The organism is Chryseobacterium sp. II3a, from assembly GCF_057815135.1.
The window spans coordinates 77,352-103,859 of record NZ_JBYPZJ010000011.1 but is presented as its reverse complement, the minus strand read 5'-3'; the positions used below and the strand labels follow the sequence as shown (position 1 = coordinate 103,859).

The 26,508-nt window shown below is 36.9% G+C and carries 22 protein-coding genes and 1 riboswitch; of the genes, 4 read left to right on the top strand and 18 right to left on the bottom strand.

Annotated features, from left to right (window positions below):
- Window positions 1-6: 6 nt before the first annotated feature.
- Window positions 7-1,320 (bottom strand): M16 family metallopeptidase, encoded by a 1,314-nt coding sequence (locus tag AC3HD6_RS20735; protein ID WP_488898056.1) that lies wholly within the window; start codon window positions 1,318-1,320, stop codon window positions 7-9.
- 440 nt (window positions 1,321-1,760) lie between these two features.
- On the opposite strand from AC3HD6_RS20735, the gene AC3HD6_RS20730 reads away from it, so the two are divergent.
- Window positions 1,761-4,094: an ATP-dependent helicase gene (locus tag AC3HD6_RS20730; protein ID WP_488898055.1), complete on the top strand. Its 2,334-nt coding sequence runs from the start codon at window positions 1,761-1,763 to the stop codon at window positions 4,092-4,094.
- A gap of 248 nt (window positions 4,095-4,342) precedes the next feature.
- Window positions 4,343-7,117, top strand: a complete 2,775-nt coding sequence (locus AC3HD6_RS20725) for a TonB-dependent receptor plug domain-containing protein (protein ID WP_488898054.1) — start codon at window positions 4,343-4,345, stop codon at window positions 7,115-7,117.
- A gap of 127 nt (window positions 7,118-7,244) precedes the next feature.
- Here AC3HD6_RS20725 and tenA read toward each other — a convergent pair whose 3' ends face one another.
- The 8 genes from tenA to AC3HD6_RS20685 form a co-directional block, all read right to left on the bottom strand.
- Window positions 7,245-7,895 (bottom strand): thiaminase II, encoded by a 651-nt coding sequence (tenA, locus tag AC3HD6_RS20720; protein ID WP_488898053.1) that lies wholly within the window; start codon window positions 7,893-7,895, stop codon window positions 7,245-7,247.
- Window positions 7,882-8,715, bottom strand: coding sequence for a bifunctional hydroxymethylpyrimidine kinase/phosphomethylpyrimidine kinase (gene thiD, locus AC3HD6_RS20715; RefSeq protein ID WP_488898052.1), 834 nt, complete (start codon window positions 8,713-8,715; stop codon window positions 7,882-7,884). Before thiD ends, tenA begins: the two co-directional genes overlap by 14 nt.
- On the bottom strand, window positions 8,712-9,347 hold the full coding sequence (thiE, locus tag AC3HD6_RS20710; RefSeq protein ID WP_488898051.1) for a thiamine phosphate synthase: 636 nt from the start codon (window positions 9,345-9,347) through the stop codon (window positions 8,712-8,714). The genes thiD and thiE overlap by 4 nt, the downstream gene beginning before the upstream one ends.
- Complete coding sequence (thiM, locus tag AC3HD6_RS20705; protein WP_488898050.1) at window positions 9,344-10,141, bottom strand: hydroxyethylthiazole kinase; 798 nt, start codon at window positions 10,139-10,141, stop codon at window positions 9,344-9,346. The genes thiE and thiM overlap by 4 nt, the downstream gene beginning before the upstream one ends.
- 61 nt (window positions 10,142-10,202) lie before the next feature.
- Window positions 10,203-10,295: riboswitch (TPP riboswitch) on the bottom strand.
- Between the two features lie 59 nt (window positions 10,296-10,354).
- Window positions 10,355-12,196 (bottom strand): carbon starvation CstA family protein, encoded by a 1,842-nt coding sequence (locus tag AC3HD6_RS20700; RefSeq protein WP_488898049.1) that lies wholly within the window; start codon window positions 12,194-12,196, stop codon window positions 10,355-10,357.
- Between the two features lie 194 nt (window positions 12,197-12,390).
- Window positions 12,391-13,395 carry an alpha/beta hydrolase fold domain-containing protein gene (locus tag AC3HD6_RS20695; protein ID WP_488898048.1) on the bottom strand — a complete coding sequence of 335 codons (1,005 nt, stop codon included), beginning with the start codon at window positions 13,393-13,395 and terminating at the stop codon, window positions 12,391-12,393.
- A gap of 46 nt (window positions 13,396-13,441) precedes the next feature.
- Entirely contained in the window at window positions 13,442-13,825 is a 384-nt protein-coding gene (locus tag AC3HD6_RS20690) for a DUF3037 domain-containing protein (protein WP_488898099.1), read from the bottom strand.
- A complete protein-coding gene (locus tag AC3HD6_RS20685; protein WP_068939585.1) occupies window positions 13,812-14,585 on the bottom strand; it encodes a HipA family kinase in 774 nt (257 codons plus the stop codon). The genes AC3HD6_RS20690 and AC3HD6_RS20685 overlap by 14 nt, the downstream gene beginning before the upstream one ends.
- 299 nt (window positions 14,586-14,884) lie before the next feature.
- Here AC3HD6_RS20685 and AC3HD6_RS20680 point away from each other — a divergent pair, with 299 nt between their 5' ends.
- Entirely contained in the window at window positions 14,885-15,727 is an 843-nt protein-coding gene (locus AC3HD6_RS20680) for an alpha/beta hydrolase family protein (protein ID WP_488898047.1), read from the top strand.
- A gap of 94 nt (window positions 15,728-15,821) precedes the next feature.
- Window positions 15,822-16,337 carry an Ivy family c-type lysozyme inhibitor gene (locus tag AC3HD6_RS20675; RefSeq protein WP_488898046.1) on the top strand — a complete coding sequence of 172 codons (516 nt, stop codon included), beginning with the start codon at window positions 15,822-15,824 and terminating at the stop codon, window positions 16,335-16,337.
- 59 nt (window positions 16,338-16,396) lie between these two features.
- Here the strand turns inward: AC3HD6_RS20675 and AC3HD6_RS20670 are convergent, their stop codons facing one another.
- The 9 genes from AC3HD6_RS20670 to AC3HD6_RS20630 form a co-directional block, all read right to left on the bottom strand.
- On the bottom strand, window positions 16,397-17,002 hold the full coding sequence (locus tag AC3HD6_RS20670; RefSeq protein WP_488898045.1) for a hypothetical protein: 606 nt from the start codon (window positions 17,000-17,002) through the stop codon (window positions 16,397-16,399).
- Between the two features lie 9 nt (window positions 17,003-17,011).
- Complete coding sequence (locus tag AC3HD6_RS20665) at window positions 17,012-17,833, bottom strand: flavin reductase family protein (protein WP_488898044.1); 822 nt, start codon at window positions 17,831-17,833, stop codon at window positions 17,012-17,014.
- Between the two features lie 166 nt (window positions 17,834-17,999).
- Window positions 18,000-19,247, bottom strand: coding sequence for a fumarylacetoacetase (gene fahA, locus AC3HD6_RS20660; RefSeq protein ID WP_068939576.1), 1,248 nt, complete (start codon window positions 19,245-19,247; stop codon window positions 18,000-18,002).
- A 55-nt stretch (window positions 19,248-19,302) separates the two neighbouring features.
- Window positions 19,303-19,764: a hypothetical protein gene (locus AC3HD6_RS20655; RefSeq protein WP_488898043.1), complete on the bottom strand. Its 462-nt coding sequence runs from the start codon at window positions 19,762-19,764 to the stop codon at window positions 19,303-19,305.
- A gap of 73 nt (window positions 19,765-19,837) precedes the next feature.
- Window positions 19,838-20,968, bottom strand: coding sequence for a 4-hydroxyphenylpyruvate dioxygenase (hppD, locus tag AC3HD6_RS20650; protein ID WP_488898042.1), 1,131 nt, complete (start codon window positions 20,966-20,968; stop codon window positions 19,838-19,840).
- Window positions 20,969-21,213: 245 nt separating this feature from the next.
- Window positions 21,214-22,008 carry a hypothetical protein gene (locus AC3HD6_RS20645; RefSeq protein ID WP_488898041.1) on the bottom strand — a complete coding sequence of 265 codons (795 nt, stop codon included), beginning with the start codon at window positions 22,006-22,008 and terminating at the stop codon, window positions 21,214-21,216.
- 138 nt (window positions 22,009-22,146) lie between these two features.
- Window positions 22,147-23,421, bottom strand: a complete 1,275-nt coding sequence (locus AC3HD6_RS20640; RefSeq protein WP_488898040.1) for an acetyl-CoA hydrolase/transferase family protein — start codon at window positions 23,419-23,421, stop codon at window positions 22,147-22,149.
- A gap of 218 nt (window positions 23,422-23,639) precedes the next feature.
- Window positions 23,640-25,151: a succinyl-CoA:acetate CoA-transferase ScpC gene (scpC, locus tag AC3HD6_RS20635; RefSeq protein ID WP_488898039.1), complete on the bottom strand. Its 1,512-nt coding sequence runs from the start codon at window positions 25,149-25,151 to the stop codon at window positions 23,640-23,642.
- Between the two features lie 184 nt (window positions 25,152-25,335).
- The gene (locus AC3HD6_RS20630) at window positions 25,336-26,487 is read right to left on the bottom strand and encodes a homogentisate 1,2-dioxygenase (RefSeq protein WP_488898038.1); all 1,152 of its coding nucleotides are present in this window, start codon (window positions 26,485-26,487) and stop codon (window positions 25,336-25,338) included.
- Between the last annotated feature and the right edge of the window lie 21 nt (window positions 26,488-26,508).

The following is a 26,508-nucleotide window of genomic DNA, read 5'->3' as shown; positions in this document are numbered from 1 at the left end:
GGTAAATTATTTTTTCTCAGGAACGTAATTGATAATGATTCTTTGGTTAGGATTCAGATACTTTTTAGCTGCATTCTGAATATCTTGTTTGGTGATAGATCTGTAGATATCAATCTCTTTGTTAATAAGATTGGTATTTCCCATCAATACATGGTTGGTTGCTAAAGAAGCCGCAATTCCCTGAATGCTTGAGTTCTGATTCACAAACTGGTTTTCAAACTGATTCTGGATTTTTTGATAATCTTCATCAGAAATTAAAGTAGTCTGAAGTTTTTTAATCTCTGCATCAATATCAGTCTGTAAAGTTTGTTTAGACGTTTGCCCCATTGGGATTGCAAAGAAGGCAAAAATACTGTAATCCTCAAGCCCTTGGTTGAACGCAGCTACCTGAAGTGCTTTTTTATCCTGATCTACTAATTTTTTATATAAAATTGAAGATTTACCATTGCTTAAATAAGAAGAAAGCATGTCTAAAACATAAGCATCTTTTTCTTTATTAGCAGGAGTTCTGTAGGCAAATACATACGCCGGAAGCTGGATGTTAGGATCTGTTGCTGTTACTTCTTTTTCCTGAGTGATCGGAGCGTCTTTAGGGAAATCTTTTGGATATACTGTTCCTTTTGCAATACCGCCATAATATTCTTCAATCCATTTTTTAGTCTGTTCAGGCTTGATATCTCCCGCAACGACTAAAGTAGCATTGTTCGGTACATAAAATTTCTTGTAAAAAGCCTGGAACTCTTCAAGCTTAGCCGCATTCAGATCTTCCATAGACCCAATGGTTGGCCAGTTGTATGGGTGATTGGTAAACAAATTCTTTTGAATTGTTGAGAAAAGATTTCCATAAGGCTGGTTATCCATTCTTAATCTCTTTTCTTCTTTTACCACTTCTCTCTGAGTATCTACTCCCACTTGATTAATAACGGCATGACGCATTCTTTCAGCTTCCATCCATAATCCAAGCTGTTCATTATTGGATGGGAAAGTTTCGTAATAATAAGTTCTGTCGTTGGTCGTGTTGGCATTGTTTTGTCCTCCGTTTGAAGAAACGATCTTAAACCAATCTCCTCTCTTAATGTTTGGAGTTCCTTCGAATAAAAGGTGCTCAAAGAAATGGGCAAAACCTGTTCTTCCGTTTACTTCATCCTTTGCACCAACGTGGTACATTACCCCTGTAGTGACTACCGGAGCTGAATTATCCTGATGAAGAATTACGTGAAGACCGTTTGGCAAGTCATACTCTTCGAATTTAATTTGCTGTGCATTCAGCATGAGCCCGAAGAAAGCTACGGCAGCAGCCGAAAGAAGTCGCTTTTTCATAAAGTTAGAAATTGTTTATCAATAAGTAGGAAAAGTGAATTAAATGTTACAGAAATGTTGGAAATTGATGAGTCAGTGGTGAATGGTCAATTCGCTTTGGTTATCAATTTTGATAGTATGTAATCATTCACTATTCACCTGCGAAACAAAATTTGTCTATTGAGGTTCAAAGTTTAAGGTTGTGGGCTGAACAATTAAAGTGAATGGTGAATGGTCAATTCGCTTCGCTTGTCAACTTTACAGACTACAATCATTCACTTTTCACCTGCGAAGCAGAACTGACTATTCACGTTTAAATTATCGTTCGAGCAAAAAATCAATAGTGATTTTTACTATCCTTGCCAGCTTTTACAGACTATCAAAATTGACTATTGGCATTTCATAATTTGAATTCTCCTCCGAATACCTTAATTTTGTGTTCCCAAAATTTTTTTTGCAGTATGGACTATTTGAAAGGACTCAATGAATCACAATATGAAGCCGTTACCTCTTTACAAGGCCCTCTGATGGTACTTGCAGGAGCCGGTTCCGGAAAAACACGTGTGCTTACCATGCGTATTGCCCACCTTATCCATAATGGAATAGACCCTTTCAATATTCTGGCACTTACCTTTACCAATAAGGCAGCTCGTGAAATGAAAGAGCGTATCGCCAAGGTAGTAGGAGACAGTAATGCAAGAAGCCTTTGGATGGGTACATTTCACTCGGTTTTTGCAAGAATTTTAAGAATCGAGGCTCATCTCCTGGGATATCCTTCCAATTTTACCATTTATGATCAGCAGGATGCCCTGAATGTGATTAAAAAAGTACTGAAGGACATGAATATCGATGCTGATCTTTATAAACCTAAAAAAGTTCAGGCAAGAATTTCAACCTATAAAAATAACCTGATTACCGTTAAAGCTTATTTCAACAATCCTGAATTAATGGAAGCTGATGAAAAGGCGAATATGAAATTTATCGGACAGATCTATCAGAGATATGTTGAGCAATGTTTCAAAAACGGATCAATGGATTTTGATGATTTATTGTTGAAAACCAATGAATTGTTGACGCGTTTCCCTGAAGTATTGGCGAAATATCAGGACAGATTCAGATATATCATGGTAGATGAGTATCAGGATACGAACCACTCTCAGTATCTTATTGTGAAAGCACTGGCTTCAAAGTTTGAAAATATTTGTGTGGTAGGAGATGATGCCCAGTCTATTTACTCTTTCCGTGGAGCCAATATCTATAATATCCTGAATTTTAAAAAGGATTATCCGGATGCCATTACAGTCTCTTTGGAACAAAATTACCGTTCCACACAGAATATTGTGAATGCAGCCAATGTTGTTATTGCTAAAAACTTACAGCAGTTTAAGAAAAATGTTTTCAGTGATAATGAAGAGGGAGACAAAATTAAAATTTATCGTTCCCTTTCTGATGCAGATGAAGCGAACTTTGTCGCTGGAAATATCTGGGAACTTCGTAACCGTGATCAAAGAAAATATAGTGACTTCGCTATTTTATACAGAACCAACTCTCAGACCAGAGCATTTGAAGATGCACTGAGACGTAAAAATATTCCGTACAAGGTATATGGTGGTCTTTCGTTCTACCAAAGAAAAGAGGTTAAAGATTTAATTGGTTATCTACGTCTTTTAATCAATGAAAATGATTCGGAAGCATTGATGAGAATCATTAATTATCCTACCAGAGGAATTGGAGAAACTACACAGAACAAATTGATCGTTTTTGCGGATGCTCAAAATATTGCCGTATCAAAAGTTCTTGATAACCTGCCCATGTATGCTCCTCAGCTAGGACTTAATAATGGTGTTTTAAACAAACTGAATGATTTCTGGTCTATGATCAAGGCATTCCAGGTATTGTTAAAAACAGAAACGGCTTACAGTGTGGCTATGGAAGTAGCTAAACGAAGTGGTTTGATCAAGTTTTTGAAAGATGATCAGACTCCGGAAGGGATCTCAAGAGTAGAAAACGTTCAGGAATTAATGAACTCTATGCAAGGATTTATTGAAGAGCAGATACAGCTGGAAGATGGAGACCCGAGTCTTTCCAATTTCCTGGAAAATATTGCGCTTTCTGCAGATACTCAGGATAAGGAATTGGAAGATGATATGGTTTCATTAATGACGATTCACCTTTCCAAAGGTCTTGAATTCCCAGTGGTTCACTTGGTAGGCCTTGAAGAGAACCTTTTCCCAAGCTTTATGAGTTCGGCCACCAGAGAAGATCTTGAAGAAGAGAGACGATTGTTTTACGTAGCATTAACCAGAGCAGAAAAACAGGTATTCTTCTCCTATGCCATTTCCCGTTTTCAGTGGGGTAAAATTACAGATGCAGAACCATCACGATTCCTGAGTGAGATTGATGACGAGTATATTGAATTCCTTAATCCTGCGATGGAGAAAAGATTTATCAATAACTCAGGGGTGAAATCCAATATTTTTGATGAACATCCGTCAGAAATAAAATCTTTCAAAAAGGTAGAAAAAAAGACGCTTAACAGAGGGGAAGATAATGCGAAGCCTGCTCAGGAAGTAAGAAAACTGAAACCGGTAAGCACGGCCAAAATCATCAATCCTAGCGGAGCTTCTTCTCAGGATATTGAAGTAGGGGATAAAGTGAGACATGACCGTTTCGGGATTGGAGAGGTTACTTTCCTGGATGGTACAGATCCTCAGAATATCAAAGCAAAAGTGGTATTCATGCATGAAGGTGAAAAGAATCTTATTTTGAAGTACGCTAAGCTTACAAAAATTTAATCCTAAAAGTTTCTCAAACCGAGACCTATTTTATAAAATTTTAAAACGGTTCCATTTTTTATGGATCCGTTTTTTTATTGAGAATTGCTGTCATGTATTTAAAAAAATAGTAATTTTAAATAAGGGATAGAAAGAAACGATGATCATTTTTTATAAAAACAAAGTCTATTGATTTTATAGACTAATTAATATGTTTTACATTTGCACCTGCAAAAAACATGAATGTCTAATCAAATTGACGAAATGATATGAGAAATAAAAAAACTATTCTTTCTGCTTCTGTTCTCTTTTTTCTGGGAGTTTTTACCTATGGACAAGAGAAAGACAGCAATACAAAAAAAGACAGTACTCAAACCAATAAAGTAGAAGAAGTTGTAATTCTGGGATCCAGAGCCGGAGCAAGATCGAAGGCAGACAGTCCGGTTCCTGTGGATGTATTCAACCTGAAAGAAGCTTCAGTTGTACTTCCACAGTCTAATATCGGACAAATTCTGAATGCCATTGCACCCTCTTTTACCTCTACCGTTCAAACCAATTCTGATGGAACAGACCATTTGGATCCGGCCCAGCTGAGAGGACTAGGACCAGACCAGGTATTGGTATTGGTTAACGGAAAAAGAAGACATACTTCTGCATTGGTCAACGTCAACGGAACACCGGGAAGAGGAACTGTAGGAACCGATTTAAATGCTATTCCTTCCTTTGCCCTGAACAGAATAGAGGTCTTAAGAGATGGAGCGGCGGCACAATATGGTTCGGATGCTATTGCAGGGGTGATGAATCTTGAATTAAAAAGAGATACCGGAAAATTAACCGGACAGATCAGCTATGGTGGAAATTTAACGCCTGCGGCCAATGACCATACCGGAAATTTTGACGGCCAGAATATTCAGTTAGACCTGAACTATGGAAATAAAATCGGAACGAAAGGCGGTTTTTTCAATATCACCTGGTCCTCACAGTTCAGAAATCCTACCTATAGAGCGGGAACAGAATCAGGCGCAATCTATAATGCTTACAATGCTATTGAACAGCGTGCATTGAAAGATGGTGTGAACCTTTCTTCTCTGTTTAGTAATATCAATAATACTCCCAATTCGCAACAGATTATCGATTATGTTCATCAGTATGCTCAAGGGGTAAACTATTTTACCCCTGGCCAATTGGCTGGTATACAGGGAGCCACTACTATTCAGGATATAAAAGATGGAGCGGGAAATGTTATTCAGAAAGGACTTCAGTCTTTATTAAATTTTGATGTTACTGATCAGGAATTGGCATACAGAGGCCTTACCAGAAAAGATTTCAACATGCAGGTGGGGCAGTCTAAGCTTAATAATCACCAGCTTTTTATCAATGCCGAGGTTCCTGTAAGTGATAACTGGAAAGTGTATACTTTTGGTGGATATAGTTTAAGACATGGTGTTTCCGGAGGATTTTACAGAAGACCAAGAGAAAGCAGAACTTTTACAGGTTTATATCCTAATGGTTATCTGCCACAGATCGGAACCGATATTCAGGATATCTCACTAGCAGCAGGTGTAAAAGGAAAATGGGAAGGATGGAATATTGATTTCAGTAATACTTTTGGGCAGAACTCGTTTACCTATAATATCAGAAATACTGGGAATACTTCTTTAAGATTTGCTTCTCCTAATGAATTTGATGCCGGAGGCTTAAGGTTTACCCAAAATACCATCAATTTAGATTTCTCTAAAAAGTATGATGTACTGGAAGGATTGAATGTGGCATTTGGAGGAGAACACCGCTTTGAAAACTTTAAAATGACAGCAGGTGAAGAAGCGTCTTATACCACGTATGATGTCCTGGGAAATCAGTGGAACAATGCTACCCAGCGACCTACAGATTTCTTTGGAGCTTCTCTTCCGGGAGGTTCACAGGTATTCAGTGGATTCAGACCTGAAAATGCCGTTAACAAAAACAGACAGTCACTGGCAGCTTACGCAGATGTAGAATTGAACTTTACGAATTGGTTATTGGTGGATGCCGCTGCGAGATATGAAAACTATTCAGATTTTGGATCTACATTTAACTATAAATTGGCTTCAAGAATCAAGGTTGCTCCTAATTTCAATGTGAGGTTTGCAGGATCTACAGGATTCAGAGCACCATCTATTCACCAGATTTATTATAATGTAACTTCTACATTATTTACAGGAGGCCAGCTTCTAGAAGTAGGAACATACAGCAATGATTCTCAATTGGCTGCACAGTTGAATATCCCAAAACTGAAGCAGGAAACGTCAAAATCTGCCAGTTTAGGATTTACCTATAAAATTCCATCCGTGAATTTGACTTTCACAGCAGACGGATATTTTACAAAAATTGATAACAGAATCATTCTTACGGATCAGTTTTTAAGAAAAGATGTGCCTACGGATGCTCAAAAAGAATTTGATAAATTAAATGTGAATGCCGCTCAGTTTTTCACCAATGCTATAGATACGGAAACAAAAGGGTTGGATATTGTTATTGCTCATAACGCAAGATTTTCAGGGGTAAAACTGGATAATAATTTTGCCATCAACCTGAACCAGACTAAACAGGTAGGTGAAATTCACTCTGCAGGACTGCTGAAATCTCCTGCTCTTGAAAAGGTTTATTTCTCTGAAAAATCTAGAATTTATCTGGAAGAGGCTGTGCCTAGAGTGAAAGCAAGTCTCTCCCATACGCTTACATGGAAAGGAGCAAGTTTATATCTTAGAAATACTTATTTCGGGAAAGTAACCGGGGCAGATGTTCTTGATGCTAACGGAGATGGAATCATTGAATTTAATGAACATCAAACAATAGGAGATAAAATCATTACTGATATTTCTGCGGCCTACCAGTTTACAAAAAATGTAGGACTGACTGTAGGGGTTAATAATCTGTTTGATATTTATCCTACCAAAAATCTACCAGCTTCAAGTAACAACGATCAGTTTATTTACTCCCGTTCTACTTCACAATTTGGGCAGAACGGAAGGTATGTGTTTACAAGACTTAATTTCAATTTTTAATCAAAATTGAGAGGTATAAAAATCGGAACCTAAAAGTGGGTTCCGTTTTTTATTATAGTAAAAACTATCATTCTGAATCATCTGTTAAAAGAATCTCCAGACAATAATAAAGATTTCAATAACTTCCTTACTCCCAAGTCTTCAAATCATAAGCAGCTTCCCAGAATTGATACTCCATTCTTGATGCAGTGATAAAGGCTTCTGTCATTTTTTTTCTGGTTTCTTCGGTGCTATTTTCAGCTATTTTATCACAGATGGCAATGGCTTCATCCACTGCTGCTGAAAATTCTTCTCCGGCATACGTGGCAATCCATTTTTCATATGGGTTGTTCACCGTATTTTGAATCTCGTAAATATAATTTCCAACTTCACGGTAAATCCAGAAGCAAGGAAGGACTGCAGCAACTGCAATTTCCACAGATTCCAGAGCTGCCGTACTTCTCAGAAAGTGAATATAATGGTGGCAGGCAGGTTCTAAAACCCCTTTATCACTCAAGCCAAAATCTTTGAAGTAAGATTCATGCAGAGCATTTTCTACTATAATGGCATTTTCAGCGAAACGCATAAAAGTGAGTACATCCTGAAGATCAGTAATCTTTGCCGCAATGAGTGATAACGTTCTTCCAAAGTGTTCCAGATATAAAGAGTCCTGAGCCATATAAAAGCGGAATTTTTCCTGTGGTAGTTTACCATCGGATAACTCTTTGATAAAAGGCATATCAAGGATCGATTGATAATGTTTTTCTATAGCGTTCCAGGTTTGTTCAGACCATTTCATTTTTGATAAGTTTTTGAGGATTAAAAAAGTGGTTCAACGGTCCGTTTCCATGACCTGTTTGTACATCTATTCCGTTTTCTATGGCCTGGTAGATATATTGTTGTCCCAGAGAAACTGCCTCGTAAAGAGATTTGCCCTGAGCAATATAGGAAGCAATGGCAGATGAAAGTGTACAGCCTGAACCGTGGGTGTTATTAGTATTCAATTTTATTGTTTTGAAAGAATGGAAATTCTCATGTTCATCATAAAATAATGATGTAATCTCTGAGGTTTCCTGATGACCGCCTTTAAGGAGAATTGTTTTACAACCCAGGTTTTTGATTTTTTTTCCGGCAGTGTATAAATCTTCCAGCGTTTCTACTTTCATATCAGCTAAAATAGAAGCTTCATCCATATTGGGAGTGATGACATCTGCAATGGGGAAAAGTAATGTAGTGAGTGCTGTGATGGTTTCATCTTCAATTAAACGGTGTCCACTGGTAGCAACCATTACAGGGTCAAAGACAATAGGTATTTTAGGGTATACTGCTAATGTGGAAACAATGGTCTCTACAAGTTGAGGTGTATGAACCATTCCTATTTTTATAGCATCAGGAACAATGTCGTCCAGAATTGCTTTTATTTGATCAGCAACAGCTTCTACAGGAATAGGGTATATTTTACGTACTCCTTGTGTATTTTGTACAGGCAAAGCCGTTAACACTGATGTTGAAAAGCAGCCTAAAGCAGAAGCTGTCTTAATATCAGCCTGAATACCGGCACCGCCGCTTCCATCAAAACCTGCAATAGTTAATACTGAAGGATATTTGTATTTTTTCATTTTACAATTTCATTTTTTAATTCATATGCTGCTTTTTGAGGATCAGCAGCACTGCATATAGCAGAAACTACAGCAAGGCAGTCTGCTCCTGCATTGATGACGGCTTTTGCATTATTCAGTTGAATGTTGCCTATCGCGACCAAAGGTTTTTCTGTAAGCTGTCTGATTTGAGTAATACCTTCCAATCCCCATTCTGTAATAGTATCTGTTTTGGTTTTTGTTTTGAAAACAGGACTTATTCCCAGGTAGTCAGCAACTGTAGTTTGTTCGTTGTAAAGCTGATCCAGGTGTTCTATAGAATAGCCAATTATTTTATTTCTGATCAAAGACCGTTGTCTTAAATCTTGAGGAGTTGCATCGCTGTTACCAACATGTATTCCCGCTGGATTTACTTTTTCAGTAACGGTGATATTATCGTTGATGATAAGAGGGACACCATATTTATCTGTAATTTCTATAAGCTGTAGGGCCTTTTGAAGGAATACCTCAGTGCTGTCTTTTTTTTCACGAAGCTGTATCATGTCCACACCTCCTAAGATCGCTTGTTCTGCAACTTCCAGAAAGTTTTTCCCCATACAATCTGCTTCAGAAATTACCAGATATAATGAGTAAGGAAAAGTATTGATACTCATGATATTTCAATTTTCAAATGTCTGGTAAATTCTTCTTCTGTAATGTTGTAGAGTTTGTCTATCAAATGAAGCTGAAGACTGCCCGGGCCTTTACTCTCACGAACAGCCAGTTCGCCTGCTATTCCCAATAATGACATTGCAGCGGCAGTACCCGTTACCTTATCTTCTGTAACCCCTATAAATGCTCCGATTAATGCCGTTGCAGAACATCCCAGACCCGTTACTTTGGTCATGAGAGGATGCCCGTTTTTGACCCGTATAGATTGATGTTGGCTTATAATAATATCTGTTTCACCCGAAATACATACAATCGGGTTATATTGGTTAACCAGAATTTGTGCAGCTTCCACAGCATCATTACTTGCTGCGGTACTGTCTACTCCTTTGGTTGCTCTTGTATTGGTTTTAGCGAGTGCGATAATCTCAGAAGCATTACCTCTTATTACTGTAGGATGAAATTGTAACAGCTGATGCAATATCTGATCGCGAAAAGAAGTCGCTCCTGCACCTACCGGATCCAATACCCATGGTTTATGGAGGATGCTAGCAGTTTGAGCGGCCATAAGCATAGAGTCAGCCCAGTATTCATCGAGAGTGCCAATATTAATAACCACTGAATGGGCTATGTTGATCATGTCTTTGATTTCAGAGTGGGCGTGTGTCATAATCGGAGAAGCTCCTGCAGCCAAAAGAGCATTGGCTGTATTGTTCATGACCACATAGTTGGTTATATTATGAACAAGGGGAGACTTTTGTCGTACAAGTTGAACTTGTTCCCAAAGATTATTTTTCATTGTTATGATTATAAATAAAAATAGCTTTAGGAAAAAATCCGGAACAAAAAGACATAAGAAATCATGTCGTTTTACTTTTCCCTACGTCGGTGTAAGCCGTATCAGGTTCAAAGGGACTCTCTCAATTCTTTTCAGAATACCCCTAAAGCAAAACAAATGTATAAAAATTATAAGAGGAAGCAAAAACCTTTAACAGATTTTGTAGAAAGTACATTATCTCTCTACCAGCTCTTTCACCGGTTCTCCATAATGATCAATTTCTGTTTTGTTAATTTGTAGTAACTGATACCATTTTCTAAAGGCTCCCATAAATACAATAAGCATAAGGACCATTGCTGTCGCCGCTAATGCAGCAAGCAAATACTGTTCTTTGGGAATATATATAGAGGTTACCTGAATATAGCCTGCCCAGAATGTAATTCCGGCCATAAAAACTCCGGGAATAGCTGAACATAATGCATATCTCCCTCTGTTCATCCTGATCAGCATCGTTGTGCAGACAATAAGTCCACAGGCTGCCAATAGCTGATTACTGATTCCAAATAACGGCCAGATACTGTTTACATTCCCTGTATACACCAGATATCCCCAGGCAAAAGTGAAAAGAAGACTGCTGATAATGATTCCGGGAATCCAGTTTTTATCATTAAATTTTGGAACTACAGATCCCAGCATTTCCTGTAGAAAGAAACGTCCCACCCTTGTTCCTGCATCAATAGCTGTAAGGATAAACACAGCCTCAAACATAATCGCAAAATTATACCAATAGGCCGTCAGCTGATCCATATATGGTATTTTATTGAAGATATGAGCCATCCCAACCGCAAGGGATACGGCACCTCCTGTTCTGCCATAGAGGTCAATTCCAATTTTCTGTGAATAATAATCTATATCTACGCCATGTAGAGAAGGATGAGTTGCAAGGAATGAATCATAAGCCTCTTTTGGGGTATTGATGGCAAAATAATCCCCCGGCATCAGTGTACAGGCTGCAATAAGTGCCATTAATGCTACAAAACCTTCTACAAGCATGGCCCCGTAGCCTACAAAAAGAATTTCTCTTTCTTTATTCAGCATTTTGGGAGTTGTCCCTGTAGCAATCACAGCATGGAATCCGGAAATCGCTCCACAGGCAATGACAATAAAAATAAAAGGAAGTACCGGTCCTCCAATAATGGGGCCTCCACCATTTACAAAAGTTGTGATAGCAGGCATCTGTACAGTAGGATGTATAACAATTACCCCGATAGCCAGCATAATAATAGTTCCTATTTTTAAATAAGTGGAAAGGTAATCCCTTGGAACTAAAAGAAGCCATACCGGTAATACAGAAGCAATAAAACCATATAAAGGAATGGCAATGGAAATTGTTTTAATATTCCATGAAAATAAACTATTCATAGTTGGATTCTGCATCAGCCCATGACCTCCGATAATTCCGGCAATTAATAGAATACCTCCTAAGATACTTGCAAACAGAACACTGTTCTTTTTATAACGCATAATCAGCCCCATAATGATGGCAATAGGCATGGTAATCACTACAGTAAAAAGAGACCATGAAGCTTCATGCATTGCATTGATGCATGCCAGAGATAGTCCTGCCAGGGTCAGAACCAGGATAAAGAGGATTGCAAAACCTGCTACTGTTCCTGTTGCTTTCCCAATTTCTTTTGAGGCAATGGTAGCAAGGCTTTGTCCTTTGTGTCTCACGGAAGCAAAGAGGACAACCATATCATGAACTCCACCTCCCAGTACACAGCCTATCAGAATCCATAATGCGCCAGGAAGATAGCCGAACTGTGCAGCGAGAACAGGCCCCACTAATGGTCCAGCCGCTGCAATAGCTGCAAAATGATGCCCAAAAAGTACATTTTTATTAGTGGCTACATAATCTTTACCGTCTGCAAATTCTACAGCGGGAGTCATATTTTGATCATTAAGTCTGAGAACTTTATTGGCAATAAAAATACCATAGAAGCGGTAAGCTATTGCGAAAATAAGCACAGAGGCAAATATGAGGGTAAGTGCATTGATATTATTTAAAGAATCCATATTGCTTATTTTTTTTAATGAATAAATAATTAAAATATTGTTTTATTGTAAATAATTTAAACAATAGCCAAGGTAATTATTTTTCAGTTAAAAAATATGAATATGTATATCAATCTAGCATATTTGTTATTTTGTGTTGATTTAAATGTTTTATTTACAGTTGTTTGTGTTTGTTTTATCTCCGAGAATGTATATTATTTCTTTTGGGAGATAATAAAATCAACCATCTGATCAACCATTTTATCAAGGGCCGCTTTATCAGTTGTAGAAAAACTGTGCACACCATTATCAATGATAATTAGCGATGTCTCTACTTTTGCATGTTTAAGTTTTCTGTATAATTTTTTAGATTGGCTTAAAGGAACAATTTTATCTTTGTTCCCCTGAACAATTAAGGTTGGAACACCAGTCTTAGTATAAGTTGCAGGCGAGATGGTTTTTAGATAGTCAATGGCTCTGTCCTGATCTTTTTTTAAATCATATCCTGAGATACCTTTTACGAGGCCTTGTTGTAAGCTGACAATCTTTTTGGAGATCATTCCCACCATAGCTACCGGAATTGTTCCCAATCTGGTATGGAAAAGTTTGTTAAGCTCAACAGGTCCGTAATGATCAACCACATAATTTACTTTTGCCGAATAAGGAGATAGGTCAGAATTTCCTTTGAACATATCATCCGGAGTATAAGCTGCTACTAAAGAAAGATGTGCTCCAGCTGATGCTCCAAACAGGCCGATATTGCTGGTGTCAAAGTTATATTTCTCGGCATTTTTTCTTACCCATCGTACAGCATCCTTGGTATCTTCTAATGGAAGGGGGAAGTGGATGTTGTCATTTAGAAGGGTATAATTGATACTAACTACTGCATATTGTTTTTCCATGAGTTTGGCAATCGCTGTTTCAAGATAATTATCAGTGTAAACGGCTTTACTGCCTTCTATCCATCCGCCTCCATGAACATAGATTAAGACAGGAAGCTTACCAGAAAAATTCTTGGGTGTATACAAATCCAAGGCAAGTGAATCTCCCTTTTTACCTGTTTTGTAGATAATATTCTCAGAAACCATTGCTATATTCGGTAGAAGTGTACTTTTTACCCGTTTAACTTTTTCAGGGGATTGTGAAAATGACTGTGAAAAAGTGATCTGAGAAGAACTTAGAAATAAAATAAAAAACAGGCTTGTAAAAAACCTGTTCATTGATATGTAGTTAAATAATGTCATACTATTTTTTTTTGAGGGAATCTTATTTTACTAACTCCTCAAAAAGTTTACCAAAAGTAGAATTCAGATCCTTAGATTTTCCGGGATGAGGTCTGGAAGTTTGTACAACAGCACTTCTTACAGCAGTCAGCCAGCGGAAACGCTCAGGAATATCAAGCAGGGCAATAGGACCACCTTCTTTATCACCATTGGCTATTTTCTGGAAGCTTTCGAGGTTTTGAATGACATCATCATAATCCAGTTTGCTGTGCATCAGCTTGAATTTATCAGGACATAAATAGAATTCTATTCGGATAAATTTCTCCTTTTTTGAAAACATAACCAGTCCGATATTGAAAAATTCTTCTCTCTCAACCTTGGGTACTAAGCGTATTACCGCATATTCATATATTTTATCCTCTTGCATTTTTAGCTTCATTTAAAAAGATTTGAGAATTTTCTAATCGGGTCTTCATGAACTGAAAATAAATTTCGCGGATTTCTTCAGGGGTTTCATCTGCATCATTCCAGTGTAACCAGTCTTCAGGAATAGCATTCACAATATCTCTGAAAAGAGTTTCATTCAGTACTTCATGAGCAAACTTATCTGCTTCATCCAGCTTATGAGCTTTAGGGAGAAGAACATGGTCTTTTACATATTTGAAAGGTGTTTTTGCAGCCGCATCAAAATTTTGCCATGAATGATGGAAATAGAAAGAAGCTCCATTATCAATGATCCAAAGTTCCTTATGCCACATCAGCATATTCGTATTTTTAAAGGTACGGTCAATATTGGTAATAAAAGCATCCAGCCATACCACCTTTGAAGCTAAAAGCGGATCAATTTTTACACTCGGATCATAAGTGATAGAGCCTGATAAATAATGTAATCCAAGATTTAACCCCTCGGAAGATTTTAATAAATCCTGTATTTCTTCATCCGCTTCCGTTCTTCCAAAATCAGCATCAAGATTAATAAAAACCAGTTCAGGAATCTTTAATCCTAAAGCTTCCGTAATCCTTCCGCCTATAAACTCAGAGATCAGCATCTTAACTCCATGACCGGCGCCACGAAATTTTAAGACATATTTAAAATCATCATCAGCTTCTGCCAGAGCAGGAAGTGAGCCTCCTTCTCTCAATGGCAGAATGTAACGCATCACGGTTACTGTTCTTAAATTCTGCATAAAGCAAAAATAAGGTTATTTTTAATGAATTCTTTATACTTAACAAAATAAAGTCCATCAGATAAATGAGTAAGCTTTATTATACTGTGGATCTGTTGTACTTGGAGATAAGATATTCAGACAAAATATTCAGTTATTTATTGAATGATAAACATCAATTTTTATAATAAATTTCTCACCTGTTGAGCAGGCTGCAGATAACAAAAAACGTAATTAAAAACAAAAAAAGTAAAGTTTTTTTCATAAATTACAATTAGTATTCTAAATATAAAGGATATTGAATAAAAGCCAATTATTTTATGAATTTGATTAGTGAAAAGAATATTTATTTAGAAAATAAAGAAACAAAAGGTTTCCTTGCTGATGCTTTTTATAATGATGCTCAAAAAAAACAGCCTTTGGTTATTTTTGTCCATGGATATAAAGGATATAAAGACTGGGGAGCATGGGATTTAATGGGCGAAAAGTTTGCTAAAGCAGGTTTCTTTTTTGTAAAGTTTAATTTTTCTCATAATGGAACTACAGTAGATGATCCTCATCATTTTGCTGACCTTGAATCCTTTGGGAATAACAATTATACCAAAGAATTATCTGATTTGGGGGTTGTTATTGACCATTTTATTCAAAATTCACACGTAGATTCTGAAAAAATAATTCTGATAGGGCACAGTAGAGGAGGAGGGATCTCTATGATTAAAACTTTTGAGGATGAGAGAATCAATGGATTGATTACGCTGGCCAGTGTAGATACCTTAGATCGTTTTCCACAAGGTGACTTGTTTGAAAACTGGAAAAAGGAAGGTGTGTACTATTCTTTAAATGGGCGTACCAAACAGGAAATGCCTCATTACTATCAGTTTTATGAAGATTACGAAAAGAATATACATCGTTTTGATGTAGAACGGGCTGCTGAAATGGCTAAAGCGTATATGCTTATCATTCATGGAACGCATGATGAAGCTGTAGATGTAAAACATGCTGAACATCTTCATATTTTGAATCCAAATTCAGAACTTTTTCTTATCGAAAATGGGAACCACACTTTTGGAGCCAAAGAACCTTGGACAGACTCTCATTTGCCGGAAGATCTGGAGACTGTAACTGAAAAATGTATTGCTTTTTTGACCCAATATTTAAAATAGAAAATCATTATTATGGAATTTCGACGATTGAGATTTAAAAATAAAATGAGAAGAAATCACGTTGTAATATAATAATCACATACTAAATATCATTATGAAAAAAGTTATTATGGGCGCACTAGCGCTAACATTAGCAGGAACTGTTGTTTCCTGTAAAAAAGAAGCTAAAACAGAATCTTCTGTAAGCACAGACTCCTTAGCTACGGTACAGCCAAAAGATTCAGCTGTGGCACCAAAGACAGATTCAGCTTCGGTTGCAGCTCCTTCAAAGACTGCTGCAGTTGAAATTATTACCAAAAATGATGGAAAGTATCCTCATGATATCAAATTATTCGAAGACAAGAATTTAACTGAAAGATTGAAAAAATTGGTAGGAAAAGATTATGATGAAATGATAAAAAATTTCAACGTAGAAAGTCCTATCGTATCTGAAGCTGGGATCTATAAACTGCATGGATGTAAGCAACATGATTGCCCTGGATATGCTACTTTCGTTTACTATGATTCCAAGAATGATAACCTCAATGTTTCCATCGATAAAAACGGTAAGGCAACTGAGTTTGCAGAAAAGGGTAAAATTACCATTTCAAAAACATTAGATACTAAATAATTATTTAGTGTTCGTTGTAGCAAAAAAGGAGTGAAATTTTCACTCCTTTTTTTATTGAATTATTGTTCGATTTTTACAGCATTCTTTTTTACAGATTTTAAAAGACTTCTGAAGTTTTTCATGGTCATCATTTCGGTTGTTGGAGTGAAAATGTTTGCTTTTTCACCTTTATCCACTGAAAGTTCCGAATATGCTTTCAATGAATATATTTTTTTCATGGTTTTAATATCATAGATGTCCATCATAGCAAACGTTTCATTTTTTTTATATTCATACAGCTCGCCAGCTGCACGATCTAAACCGTTATTGACTTTCATGGTATAAATATTGACCAGATAATTAAAATCAGAGTTGTTTTTCAAAGTCTCGAGATCTTCCATTTCCGGTTCAAATGGAATACTGTTCTGGATTATATTTTCTGCTTTGGCTGTTTTTAAATCAAAAGCATTGCCATTGCTTAGATCTTGAAATAGTTTCATAACTTCTTTACTCATCATTTCTCTGTGGTAAGACTCTACCCCAGTTTTGATGTTGTTAATCAGCCATTTTTTGTCTTTTGAAAATACTAATGATTTACTGTAAATCCCATAATCTTTTTTTACATGAGTAATATGACAGGACTGTAAAGTGATTAATAGAACAAGGAATAAGATCTTTTTATTCATGTGGTTGATCTATTTAATTAAAATCTTCCAGGCTTCTTCAATTTTGCTTTCCAGTAATAATTTTTGTGCATCCAGATGAATAGCTGTTTCTGAATAATATTCTCCGGATGGTAATACTTCAACATTAGCCAGCATTCCCAAATCATTTCCTGTAAATACTTTACTGTATTTGATCGCATCGGGTAAAAGATCAAAACCAATTCCTTTTGTTACTAAGGGTTTAGGGACTTCAAAAAGGTTGTTTTCGTTATTTCTGGAATACCAGTTGCTGCCTAGACGGGCTACCATATCCAATTTTTCCTGATCCAGGTTTCCGGCTTCATTCAGGTATTCTTCTCTGATATGAATCTTCTGAACTTCACAGATGACAAGATTTCCTGCTCCCCCCTGATCGCCTAAAGATTTTACTTCTAAAACTTTGCATTCAAAATTTACAGGGCATTCTTCAATCAGTTTGGGTTTTACCAGATCGGCATCTTTCATAGTCAATCCGGATTTTACAAATTCATTCACTCCTGTTTCATATTCTGTAGAAGCCAAAGAAATCTGTTGTACAATCGGAAAATTTACAGTTCCAATGACCACTTCCGCTACTTCCAATACATTTTCAAGGGTGTGCTTGGTGGTATTGTCACGCACTCTCCTCGATGGTGAAAAGATCAGAATCGGAGGAACCGTACTGAACATATTGAAAAAACTGAATGGAGATAAGTTGCTGTTACCGTTTTTATCCACCGTAGAAGCCAATGCAATGGGGCGTGGTGAAACGGCTGTCTGCATAATGGTCTGAAGCTGTACGGAGGTTATTTCGGATGGAATTACTGTTTTCATATTTTATTTGGGCACTTAATTAAACTTAAGTATTCAATGTATGTTAAAAAGAAGATGCTTCGGCTACGCTCAGCATGACAAATCTAATACTAACTGTTATTTTACAGCATATTTATAGCGATGTCATGCTGAGCGAAGTCGAAGCATCTAACGTTTATTTTTTATCTTAAAGTGTTGGGATAATTTTACCAGAAACCTCACCGAAACCTACCCTCACACCATCTTTTTCGGCCCAGGCCTTCATGGTAACGGTATCGTTATCTTCAATGAATTTTCTTTCTTCACCGTTGCTTAATGATAAAGGATTTTGGCCTCTCCATGTTAACTCAAGCATAGAACCGAAAGATTTTGGATCACTTCCTGAAATCGTTCCACTTGCGTACATATCACCAACTTCTACATTACATCCATTTACGGTGTGGTGAGCCAATTGTTGGGTCATATTCCAGTACATGTGTTTGTAGTTGCTTTCGCAGATCAGGTTTTGTTCTCCGTTTTCAGGTTGAATATATACTTCAAGGTTGATATCGTAGTTTTTGTCTCCTTCAAATTTCAAATAATCTAAAACTTCAGGGTCCTGTGTAGGAGAAGCTGTTCTGAATGGTTCCAACGCTTCAAGAGTAACTACCCACGGAGAAATAGATGATCCAAAGTTTTTTGCAAGGAATGGTCCTAGTGGAACATATTCCCATGCCTGGATGTCTCTTGCAGACCAGTCGTTGAATACAACCATTCCGAAGATCGCATCTTCAGCATCTTTAATGGAAATACTTTCTCCCATCTCCGTATTTTTGTTGATGATGAAAGCCATTTCCAGTTCAAAATCTAACTGCTTACAAGGTCCGAAAACAGGTTTGTCAGCATCAGCAGGTTTTGTTTGACCTTTCGGGCGGTTAATTTCCGTTCCGGAAACAACGATAGAGGAAGCTCTTCCATGATATCCTACCGGTAAATGCTTCCAGTTTGGTAATAATGCATTCGCTGGATCACGGAACATTTTTCCTACATTGGTAGCATGCTCAATACTGCTGTAGAAGTCTGTATAGTTTGGAATGTGAACAGGCATCATCATTTTTACCTTATCAAGGTCATAGAAAGCTTCTTCAATTGTTTTTTGATCTTTTGACAAAGCAGACCCTTCCTGTAATAATGCCTGGATTTTGGTACGAACTGCATTGGTAACAGGTTTACCCAGTTCAATAAATTCATTGATAGTATAAGCTTCAAAAACATTATCGTCCAAGCCTTCAATGTCTTCAAAATAGCCAAGATCATAAAGGGTGGCAAGATCAATAACCTGATCTCCAATTCTTGTACAGCATCCGATATATTCTTTGTTGAATACTGCCACTCCGAAAGGAATATTGTGTATAGAAAAATCCGAATTTGAGGAATAGTCTACAAATGATTTCATAAGTTTAGATATTAGTTAGATTAAAATATCATCCTGAGAAACTTTCCCCGAATGTTTATTTTGCCTTTTTTGAGTAAGAGGCTTCATCAATCCATCGGTCTCTTGTATTGACATCAATGAGATAGAGAATGTTATCCTGTTGGGTAAGCAATAATGTTTTTGTAACAGGCATAGGGATTTTTTTGCCTTCAAGCACATCCGCTCGTAAAGAAATGATGTTCTTCTTTCTGACAATATCGCCGGTAAAGACATTGGAACTGCTTTCTCCGGTGGCTTTATCATCAAAAACCTCTACATAGGTGGCGTTGTTCCCTTTAATAACAATAAAATCTCGTTCTGTATGATCTGCTTCATCTTTAATGAAGATAAATTTTTTGTTGTCAATATCTACCTTTTCAAGATTCTGATTGATACCTCTTCTTGCTTCAAGTCTGTCCAGAACTGCATTCAGTGATCCATATTGTGCTTTTACACCTAAGGTTCCAAAGAATAAAATTCCAATTAAAAGTTTTCTCATTATGCTGTGTTTTATAAAAAAGTTTTGTCAGAACCTTGCATCCTGACAAAACTAAATATTTTTGGTTGTAAAATTAAAGATTTCCTCTTCTTTCCTGTTCTCTTTCTAATGCTTCGAACAATGCTTTGAAGTTTCCGGCTCCAAAACTCTGTGCACCGTGTCTTTCAATAATTTCGAAGAATAGAGTAGGACGGTCTTCTACAGGCTTAGTAAAGATCTGTAATAGATATCCTTCTTCATCATGATCAATAAGTATACCTAAGTCTTGAAGTTTCTTAAGATCTTCATCAATATGACCCACTCTTTGAGGAACCATATCATAATAAGCTTCTGGCGGAGCTGAAAGGAACTCTACACCACGCTTTTTAAGTTCAGTTACTGTATGAATAATGTCTTTGGTAGCAACAGCAATGTGCTGTACCCCTTCTCCCTCATAGAAGTCAAGATATTCTTCTACCTGAGATTTCTTTTTACCTTCTGCAGGTTCGTTAATTGGGAATTTTGCATATCCGTTTCCGTTGGACATTACTTTAGACATCAATGCAGAATATTCTGTATTGATCTGTTTGTCATCAAAAGAAAGGATGTTTACAAATCCCATTACTTTTTCATACCATTCTACAGTAGGGATCATTCTGTTCCAGTCTACGTTTCCTACACAGTGGTCTACATACAATAAACCAGCTTCTTCAGGCTTGTAGTCACTTTCCCATTTCTCATATCCAGGCATGAAAGCTCCGTTGTAATTTTTTCTTTCTACAAACATGTGAACAGTTTCTCCGTAAGTATAAATACCAGACATTCTTACTTCACCATGCTCATCAGTTAAAGTTACAGGCTCTAAATAAGGTTTTCCACCTCTTTTAGTTGTTTCTTCGAATGCTGCATACGCGTCATCTACCCAAAGTGCCAAAATTTTTACTCCGTCACCATGTTTTTTTACGTGTTCGTTGATAGGAGATTCAGAGGTAAGTCCTGTAGTAAGCACTAATCTGATTTTTCCTTGTTGAAGCACATAAGATGCGCGGTCTCTTACTCCTGTTTCAGGACCCGCATATGCTACAGACTGAAAACCGAAAGCGGTTTTGTAATAATGGGCCGCCTGTTTTGCATTTCCTACATAAAACTCAATATAATCTGTACCGTTGATCGGTAAGAAATTCTCTGCTTGAGCAATCTTCTCGGCAAATGTAAGTGTTGACATATTTTCTCTTTTACTTTTATTTTATTGGTATGCAAATTACAAAATTCTTGGATATAGCGAAAATATTAGGGCCGATTCCTTGAATATATTTAACATAAAGTTTAAGAAATGTTCACTTAAGTATATTTAAGTTTCTTAAGTTTAAAATAACCTGCCTACATTTGTAATACAAAAAACAAGTGAGAAAAAAATATTTCGAACATGAAAGCCGCAGATAATCTCTGCGGCTTTCTTATTTTAACTTGTTATACAGTGGTTTCTATCTTTCTGTTGAGCATTCCGGCGTCAGGATTATAATTGTCCCAGATCTTCCAAGTATTATCTATTTTTTTGAAGAAATAAATTTGTGTGCTGAGCTGGTTAACAAAATGTTCCTCACCGGTTTCTCCTACTTTAAATAATAGGTTCCAGAATTCCTGAGTCTCCAGTATTTTTTTTTCGGGTTCATCCGTTACTACATGAATGTCAAAAACTTCATAGTTGGAACGGTTATTCTTGGTTACTAATTGAAATTCTTTGTCACAGAGTTCTTTACTAAACTGTGAAATTCTTTCCAGAAACGGAGAGTCATCAAATACAAGGTCCTTGAAAAGTTCAGTATTATGGTTGGGAAACTCTTTGCAGAACTCAAAAGCTCTGGCACAATAATCATATACCAACCTGGTCATATAGGAAACATCACCAGTATCATCCTGATCTTTCTTTTTATGTCTTATAGAAAGGATATAGTCATTAAGGTCTTTGTATCCCAGGAAAATACATATTTTATCCAGGGTTTTTAAGAATCTTAAATCGCTGTGGGTTTTATCCTGATAATCGTTTTCAAAAAAACGCTGTAGGGTGACATGGGAAATCGTATTCCCGATCTCAAACTTTTTACCCCCTTTAAGTTCTTCAGCTTCAGAAAGTTCATCTTTAATGATTTCGGAAAGAATAATATAATGGCTTCTCTTCCATTCACTCACATTCCCCAAAACAGAATTCCTTACCTTCGAATGCTTTACAACTTCTTCTCGTATAGAATTATATATAGTCTTCAATTTCCTCGTTTTAGAAAGATTTTTATCAAAAACATTGCCAAAATATTAAGGCTTTTTTATGTTTTATTGGTATAAGTTAAAGATATATTTTTAAATTCTAAATAAAAATTAAAGTTAAAAAGTATTAATATTTGATTGTCAGTGCTTAAATCTTTCAAAAGCAGCTCTTTCAAGCATTTCTCTATCATCTGGATGAGCAATGCTAATCAGCTCCTGTGCTCTTTGACGAAGGTTTTTACCATATAGATAAGCCGTACCGTATTCTGTAACCACATAATGAATATGACCTCTTGTAGTCACTACACCTGCTCCTTGCTTCAGAAAAGGAACAATCCTTGAAATTCCTTTTTTCGTTCTTGCAGTGATCGCAATAATGGGCTTTCCATCTTCACTTAATGCTGCTCCACGCATAAAGTCCATTTGTCCGCCGATGCCGCTATATTGTAACGTTCCAATAGAGTCTGCACATACCTGTCCGGTAAGATCAATTTCAATCGCAGAGTTGATAGCTACCAGTTTTTTGTTTTTCATGATATTGATCGGAAAGTTGACTTCACTTACATCTCTGAAAGCAAAAACGGTATTATCATCCACATAATCATACAGTTTTCTGGTTCCGAAGCAGAAACTTGTAATGGTTTTATTATCGTTATAGCCTTTGTATTTGTTATTAATGACATCATCCTGAATCAGGTCTATAACTCCGTCACTCAGCATTTCTGTATGAATTCCGAGGTCTTTATGGTTATGCAGACATTGTAAAACAGCATCAGGAATGGTTCCGATCCCCATCTGCAGGGTAGAACGGTCTTCGATAAGTTCTGCTACATTTTTCCCTACCAGCATTTCTTCAGGGCCTACTTTAGAACTATAATCTACAGTATGGAGCTCTACCTCATGCCAGACCAGTTTATGGATTCTGCTGATATGGATCATTCCGTCTCCATGAGTTCTTGGCATTTTTGGGTTTACCATTGCCACAATCGTTTTCGCAGTATCTACAGCTGCTCTTGCAATGTCTACTGAAGTTCCCAAGGTACAGAACCCATGTTTGTCAGGTGGAGAAACAGTGATCAGTGCAACATCCAGCGGAAGGATGTTTTTTCTGAATAAGATTGGAATTTCACTTAAAAATACGGGAACAAAGTCTCCTCTGTCCGAGTTTACAGCTTCACGAACCGGTGTAGATACGAATAAGGAGTTGATAAAAAATTTGTCTTTATACTCCGGTTTTGCAATTTCTATGTTTCCCTGCTGGGTAATAGAAACCATTTCTACATTATCTAATCTGTGTGCCTGCCTTGCCAGTTCGTCAATCAGATAATTCGGAGTACATGCGCTGCCATGGAAAAAAACACGGTTACCGCTTTTTATCGTATATATTGCTTCTTCTGCGCTAATGTAATTATTCATATTTTATCTTTTATTATAAAATTACTGACTAATTCTTATTCATAAATGCCTAACCTCTCTCAAAGATAATCTTTATATCTCTATTTATTTAAAATATTATAAAGGAGATTAAAAGACTTTTATCATATTAATGAATCATCTAATTGTAATAAAAAAAATAAAGGACCAAATGCATAACATCTGATCCTTCTATAAGGTTTAATTGGATTGTAAAATTCTTAATTGGAAACTTCAGCTGCTATCTGCTGCTTCATGCTTCCGGTTTCAGAGAAACGTAAATGCCAACTGAAAGCTTCTTCCAGCAGGTGAGGGGTATGTCCGCCACGTTCACAGGCTCTGTCAAAATAAGATTGCAGCTCTTCTCTGTAATCAGGATGAACACAGTTATCAATAATTTTCTGGGCTCTTTCTCTTGGGGCTAATCCTCTTAAATCAGCCAGTCCTACATCTGTTACCAAAATATCAACATCATGTTCTGTATGGTCTGTGTGAGAAACCATTGGAAGCACATGGGAAATATTATTTCCTTTGGAAGCGGCCTGGGTCACAAAAATACTTAAGTAAGCATTTCTGGCAAAGTCTCCGGAACCTCCAATTCCATTCATGATTTTTGTTCCGCCAATATGAGTAGAGTTTACATTTCCATAAATATCGAACTCAATAGCGGTATTGATGGCGATTACTCCTAATCTTCTGATTAATCCTGGTGTATTGGATATATTCTGAGGTCTTAAAACAAATTTATCTTTATATTTTGAAAGGTTTCCTAAAACTCTTTCATAGCATTCTTGGGAAACAGTAATAGAAGATGCCGATGCAAAGCTTAGTTTACCAGAGTCTATAAGGTCAAAGGTACTGTCCTGAAGCACTTCAGAAAACATGGTTAAATCGTAAAAATTACTATCCTTAAATCCTGTAAGTACAGCATTGGCTACTTTCCCAATTCCTGCCTGAAGAGGAAGTAATCTGTCTGTAAGACGTCCTAACTGAACTTCATTTTCAAAGAAGGCGAGAAGGTGTTTGGCAATTGCCGTTGTTTTTTCATCCGGTTCTGCAATATCAGCTGGGCTGTCTTTAAGATTGGTGAAAACAATAGCTTCAATTTTATTAGGATCTACAGGAATACTTTTTCTTCCGATTTTATTCCATGGAGCTACGATTGGGATGACATTTCTGTATGGATAATCTTCTGCTTGGTAAATATCGTGGATACCATATACTTCTTCAGGAACTTCCGTATTGATTTCAATGATTACTTTTTTAGCCAAAGCGGCAAAAGTTACTGAATTTCCTACTGAAGTAGTAGGAACAATACTTCCGTCTCTTTCAATATAAGCAGCTTCTATAATGGCTACATCAATGCTTTGAAGGTTTTTGGTATGAAGAAGTTCGGCACTTTCACTTAAATGCTGATCGATGAAGAGAATTTCTCCTTTATTGATTTTGTTTCTTAAAGTAGGATCTACCTGGAAGGGCATTCTTTTCTTTAAAACATTTGCTTCTGCCAGTTTACCATCGGTGCCATGGCCTAATGAAGCGCCGGTCATTAAAGTGACTTTAAGGTCTTCTGTTTTTCCTCTTTCTGCGAGTGCCGGCAAAATGGCTTTGCTGTCACCTGCTTTTGTAAAGCCGCTTGACCCGATGGTCATCCCGTCTTTAATCATTTTTACAGCGTTTTCTGCTGTAGTTACCTTTTCGTGTAGACTTTCTAATCTGATTCTTTCTAACATGTAATATTGATTTTTATTAAACCACCATTACTTAGGATGCGATATGAAAAATAATGATGGCCGTATATGTGAACCATACCTTACAAATTTACAAAAAAAGCTGCTTTAAATAAAGGATTTAAAGCAGCTTTTGTATGTATTCAGTAATAGTTTTTCTCAATAATCGGAAAGACCTTTTCCTGTTTTATTCTAACCATGAAGTTTTATAAGATGGATCTTCCACTTTTAAAGCTTCTTCCGTAATTTTTAAAGGACGGAAAGGGTCTACCATTACTGCATATTCTTCCGTGAATTTTTTACCGATACTTCTTTCCATTGCTCCTGGGTGAGGACCATGAACGATTCCTCCCGGGTGAAGGGTGAAGTCCATTAAGTCGATATGATTACGGCTCATAAAATCACCTTCCGTATAGAATAATACCTCATCAGAGTCAATATTGGAGTGATTGTAAGGAGCCGGAATTGCCTGTGGATGATAGTCATACATTCTTGCACAGAATGAGCATACCACAAAGTTATGCGCCTCAAAATTTTGGTGAACCGGTGGCGGCTGGTGAATTCTTCCGGTAATGGGTTCAAAGTTTTTGATATTAAATTTATAAGGATAAAAATATCCGTCCCAGCCTACCACATCAAATGGGTGTGTTGCATAGATGAAATCTGTAATCTGGTTTTCTTTTTTTACTTTAATTAAGAATTCTCCTTTTTCATCCTTAGGTTCTTTGAAAACAGGAGCAATAATATCTCTCTCGCAGAATGGAGAATGTTCCAAAAGCTGCCCGAATTCATTTCTGTATCTTTTCGGGGTGTAAATAGGAGAGTGGCTTTCCAATACGAAGAACACTGTGTTTTCAGACTGTAATTCTACCTGATAAATAGTTCCTCTTGGGATAATAAGATAGTCGCCGGTTACAAATTCAAGATCTCCCACAAAGGTTTTTAAAACTCCACTGCCTTCATGTACGAATAAAAGTTCGTCGCATTCTGCATTTTTGTAGAAATAATCCATCGATTTTCTTGGCTTGGCCAATCCCATTTTCAGGTCGTTATTCATCAAAAGAATCTTACGGCTGTCCATGAAATCGTCCTCAGGAGTTACATTCATTCCCTTGAACATTCTTGGCGTAATATTTTTATCCACCGCAATTTTCGGAGTTACATCTTTCGGCTCCCCGATTGATTTGATCTGTGTTGGGCGGTGAATATGGTACAATAGAGAAGAGATCCCATGAAAACCTTCGGTTCCGAAAAGCTGTTCATAGTAAAATTTATCTTCCGGAGATTTAAAGACTGTATGCCTTTTTTGTGGGATGTTTCCCGATAGATGATATCTCATTTTACTTTCATATGTAGTTTC

What these genes read in the sequence shown, in the direction of transcription:
- tenA (WP_488898053.1), bottom strand. Translation starts at nt 7,895, where the DNA reads ATGAAATGGTCTGAACAAACCTGGAACGCTATAGAAAAACATTATCAA.
- AC3HD6_RS20690 (WP_488898099.1), bottom strand. Translation starts at nt 13,825, where the DNA reads ATGCAAGAGGATAAAATATATGAATATGCGGTAATACGCTTAGTACCC.
- AC3HD6_RS20655 (WP_488898043.1), bottom strand. Translation starts at nt 19,764, where the DNA reads ATGAGAAAACTTTTAATTGGAATTTTATTCTTTGGAACCTTAGGTGTA.
- AC3HD6_RS20630 (WP_488898038.1), bottom strand. Translation starts at nt 26,487, where the DNA reads ATGAGATATCATCTATCGGGAAACATCCCACAAAAAAGGCATACAGTC.
- AC3HD6_RS20700 (WP_488898049.1), bottom strand. Translation starts at nt 12,196, where the DNA reads ATGGATTCTTTAAATAATATCAATGCACTTACCCTCATATTTGCCTCT.
- AC3HD6_RS20735 (WP_488898056.1), bottom strand. Translation starts at nt 1,320, where the DNA reads ATGAAAAAGCGACTTCTTTCGGCTGCTGCCGTAGCTTTCTTCGGGCTC.
- AC3HD6_RS20640 (WP_488898040.1), bottom strand. Translation starts at nt 23,421, where the DNA reads ATGAATAATTACATTAGCGCAGAAGAAGCAATATATACGATAAAAAGC.
- AC3HD6_RS20685 (WP_068939585.1), bottom strand. Translation starts at nt 14,585, where the DNA reads ATGCAGAATTTAAGAACAGTAACCGTGATGCGTTACATTCTGCCATTG.
- hppD (WP_488898042.1), bottom strand. Translation starts at nt 20,968, where the DNA reads ATGTCAACACTTACATTTGCCGAGAAGATTGCTCAAGCAGAGAATTTC.
- AC3HD6_RS20670 (WP_488898045.1), bottom strand. Translation starts at nt 17,002, where the DNA reads ATGAATAAAAAGATCTTATTCCTTGTTCTATTAATCACTTTACAGTCC.
- scpC (WP_488898039.1), bottom strand. Translation starts at nt 25,151, where the DNA reads ATGTTAGAAAGAATCAGATTAGAAAGTCTACACGAAAAGGTAACTACA.
- thiM (WP_488898050.1), bottom strand. Translation starts at nt 10,141, where the DNA reads ATGAAAAATAATCTTTGGGAACAAGTTCAACTTGTACGACAAAAGTCT.
- thiD (WP_488898052.1), bottom strand. Translation starts at nt 8,715, where the DNA reads ATGAAAAAATACAAATATCCTTCAGTATTAACTATTGCAGGTTTTGAT.
- thiE (WP_488898051.1), bottom strand. Translation starts at nt 9,347, where the DNA reads ATGAGTATCAATACTTTTCCTTACTCATTATATCTGGTAATTTCTGAA.
- AC3HD6_RS20675 (WP_488898046.1), top strand. Translation starts at nt 15,822, where the DNA reads ATGAAAAAAGTTATTATGGGCGCACTAGCGCTAACATTAGCAGGAACT.
- AC3HD6_RS20730 (WP_488898055.1), top strand. Translation starts at nt 1,761, where the DNA reads ATGGACTATTTGAAAGGACTCAATGAATCACAATATGAAGCCGTTACC.
- AC3HD6_RS20725 (WP_488898054.1), top strand. Translation starts at nt 4,343, where the DNA reads ATGAGAAATAAAAAAACTATTCTTTCTGCTTCTGTTCTCTTTTTTCTG.
- fahA (WP_068939576.1), bottom strand. Translation starts at nt 19,247, where the DNA reads ATGAAATCATTTGTAGACTATTCCTCAAATTCGGATTTTTCTATACAC.
- AC3HD6_RS20665 (WP_488898044.1), bottom strand. Translation starts at nt 17,833, where the DNA reads ATGAAAACAGTAATTCCATCCGAAATAACCTCCGTACAGCTTCAGACC.
- AC3HD6_RS20680 (WP_488898047.1), top strand. Translation starts at nt 14,885, where the DNA reads ATGAATTTGATTAGTGAAAAGAATATTTATTTAGAAAATAAAGAAACA.
- AC3HD6_RS20695 (WP_488898048.1), bottom strand. Translation starts at nt 13,395, where the DNA reads ATGAACAGGTTTTTTACAAGCCTGTTTTTTATTTTATTTCTAAGTTCT.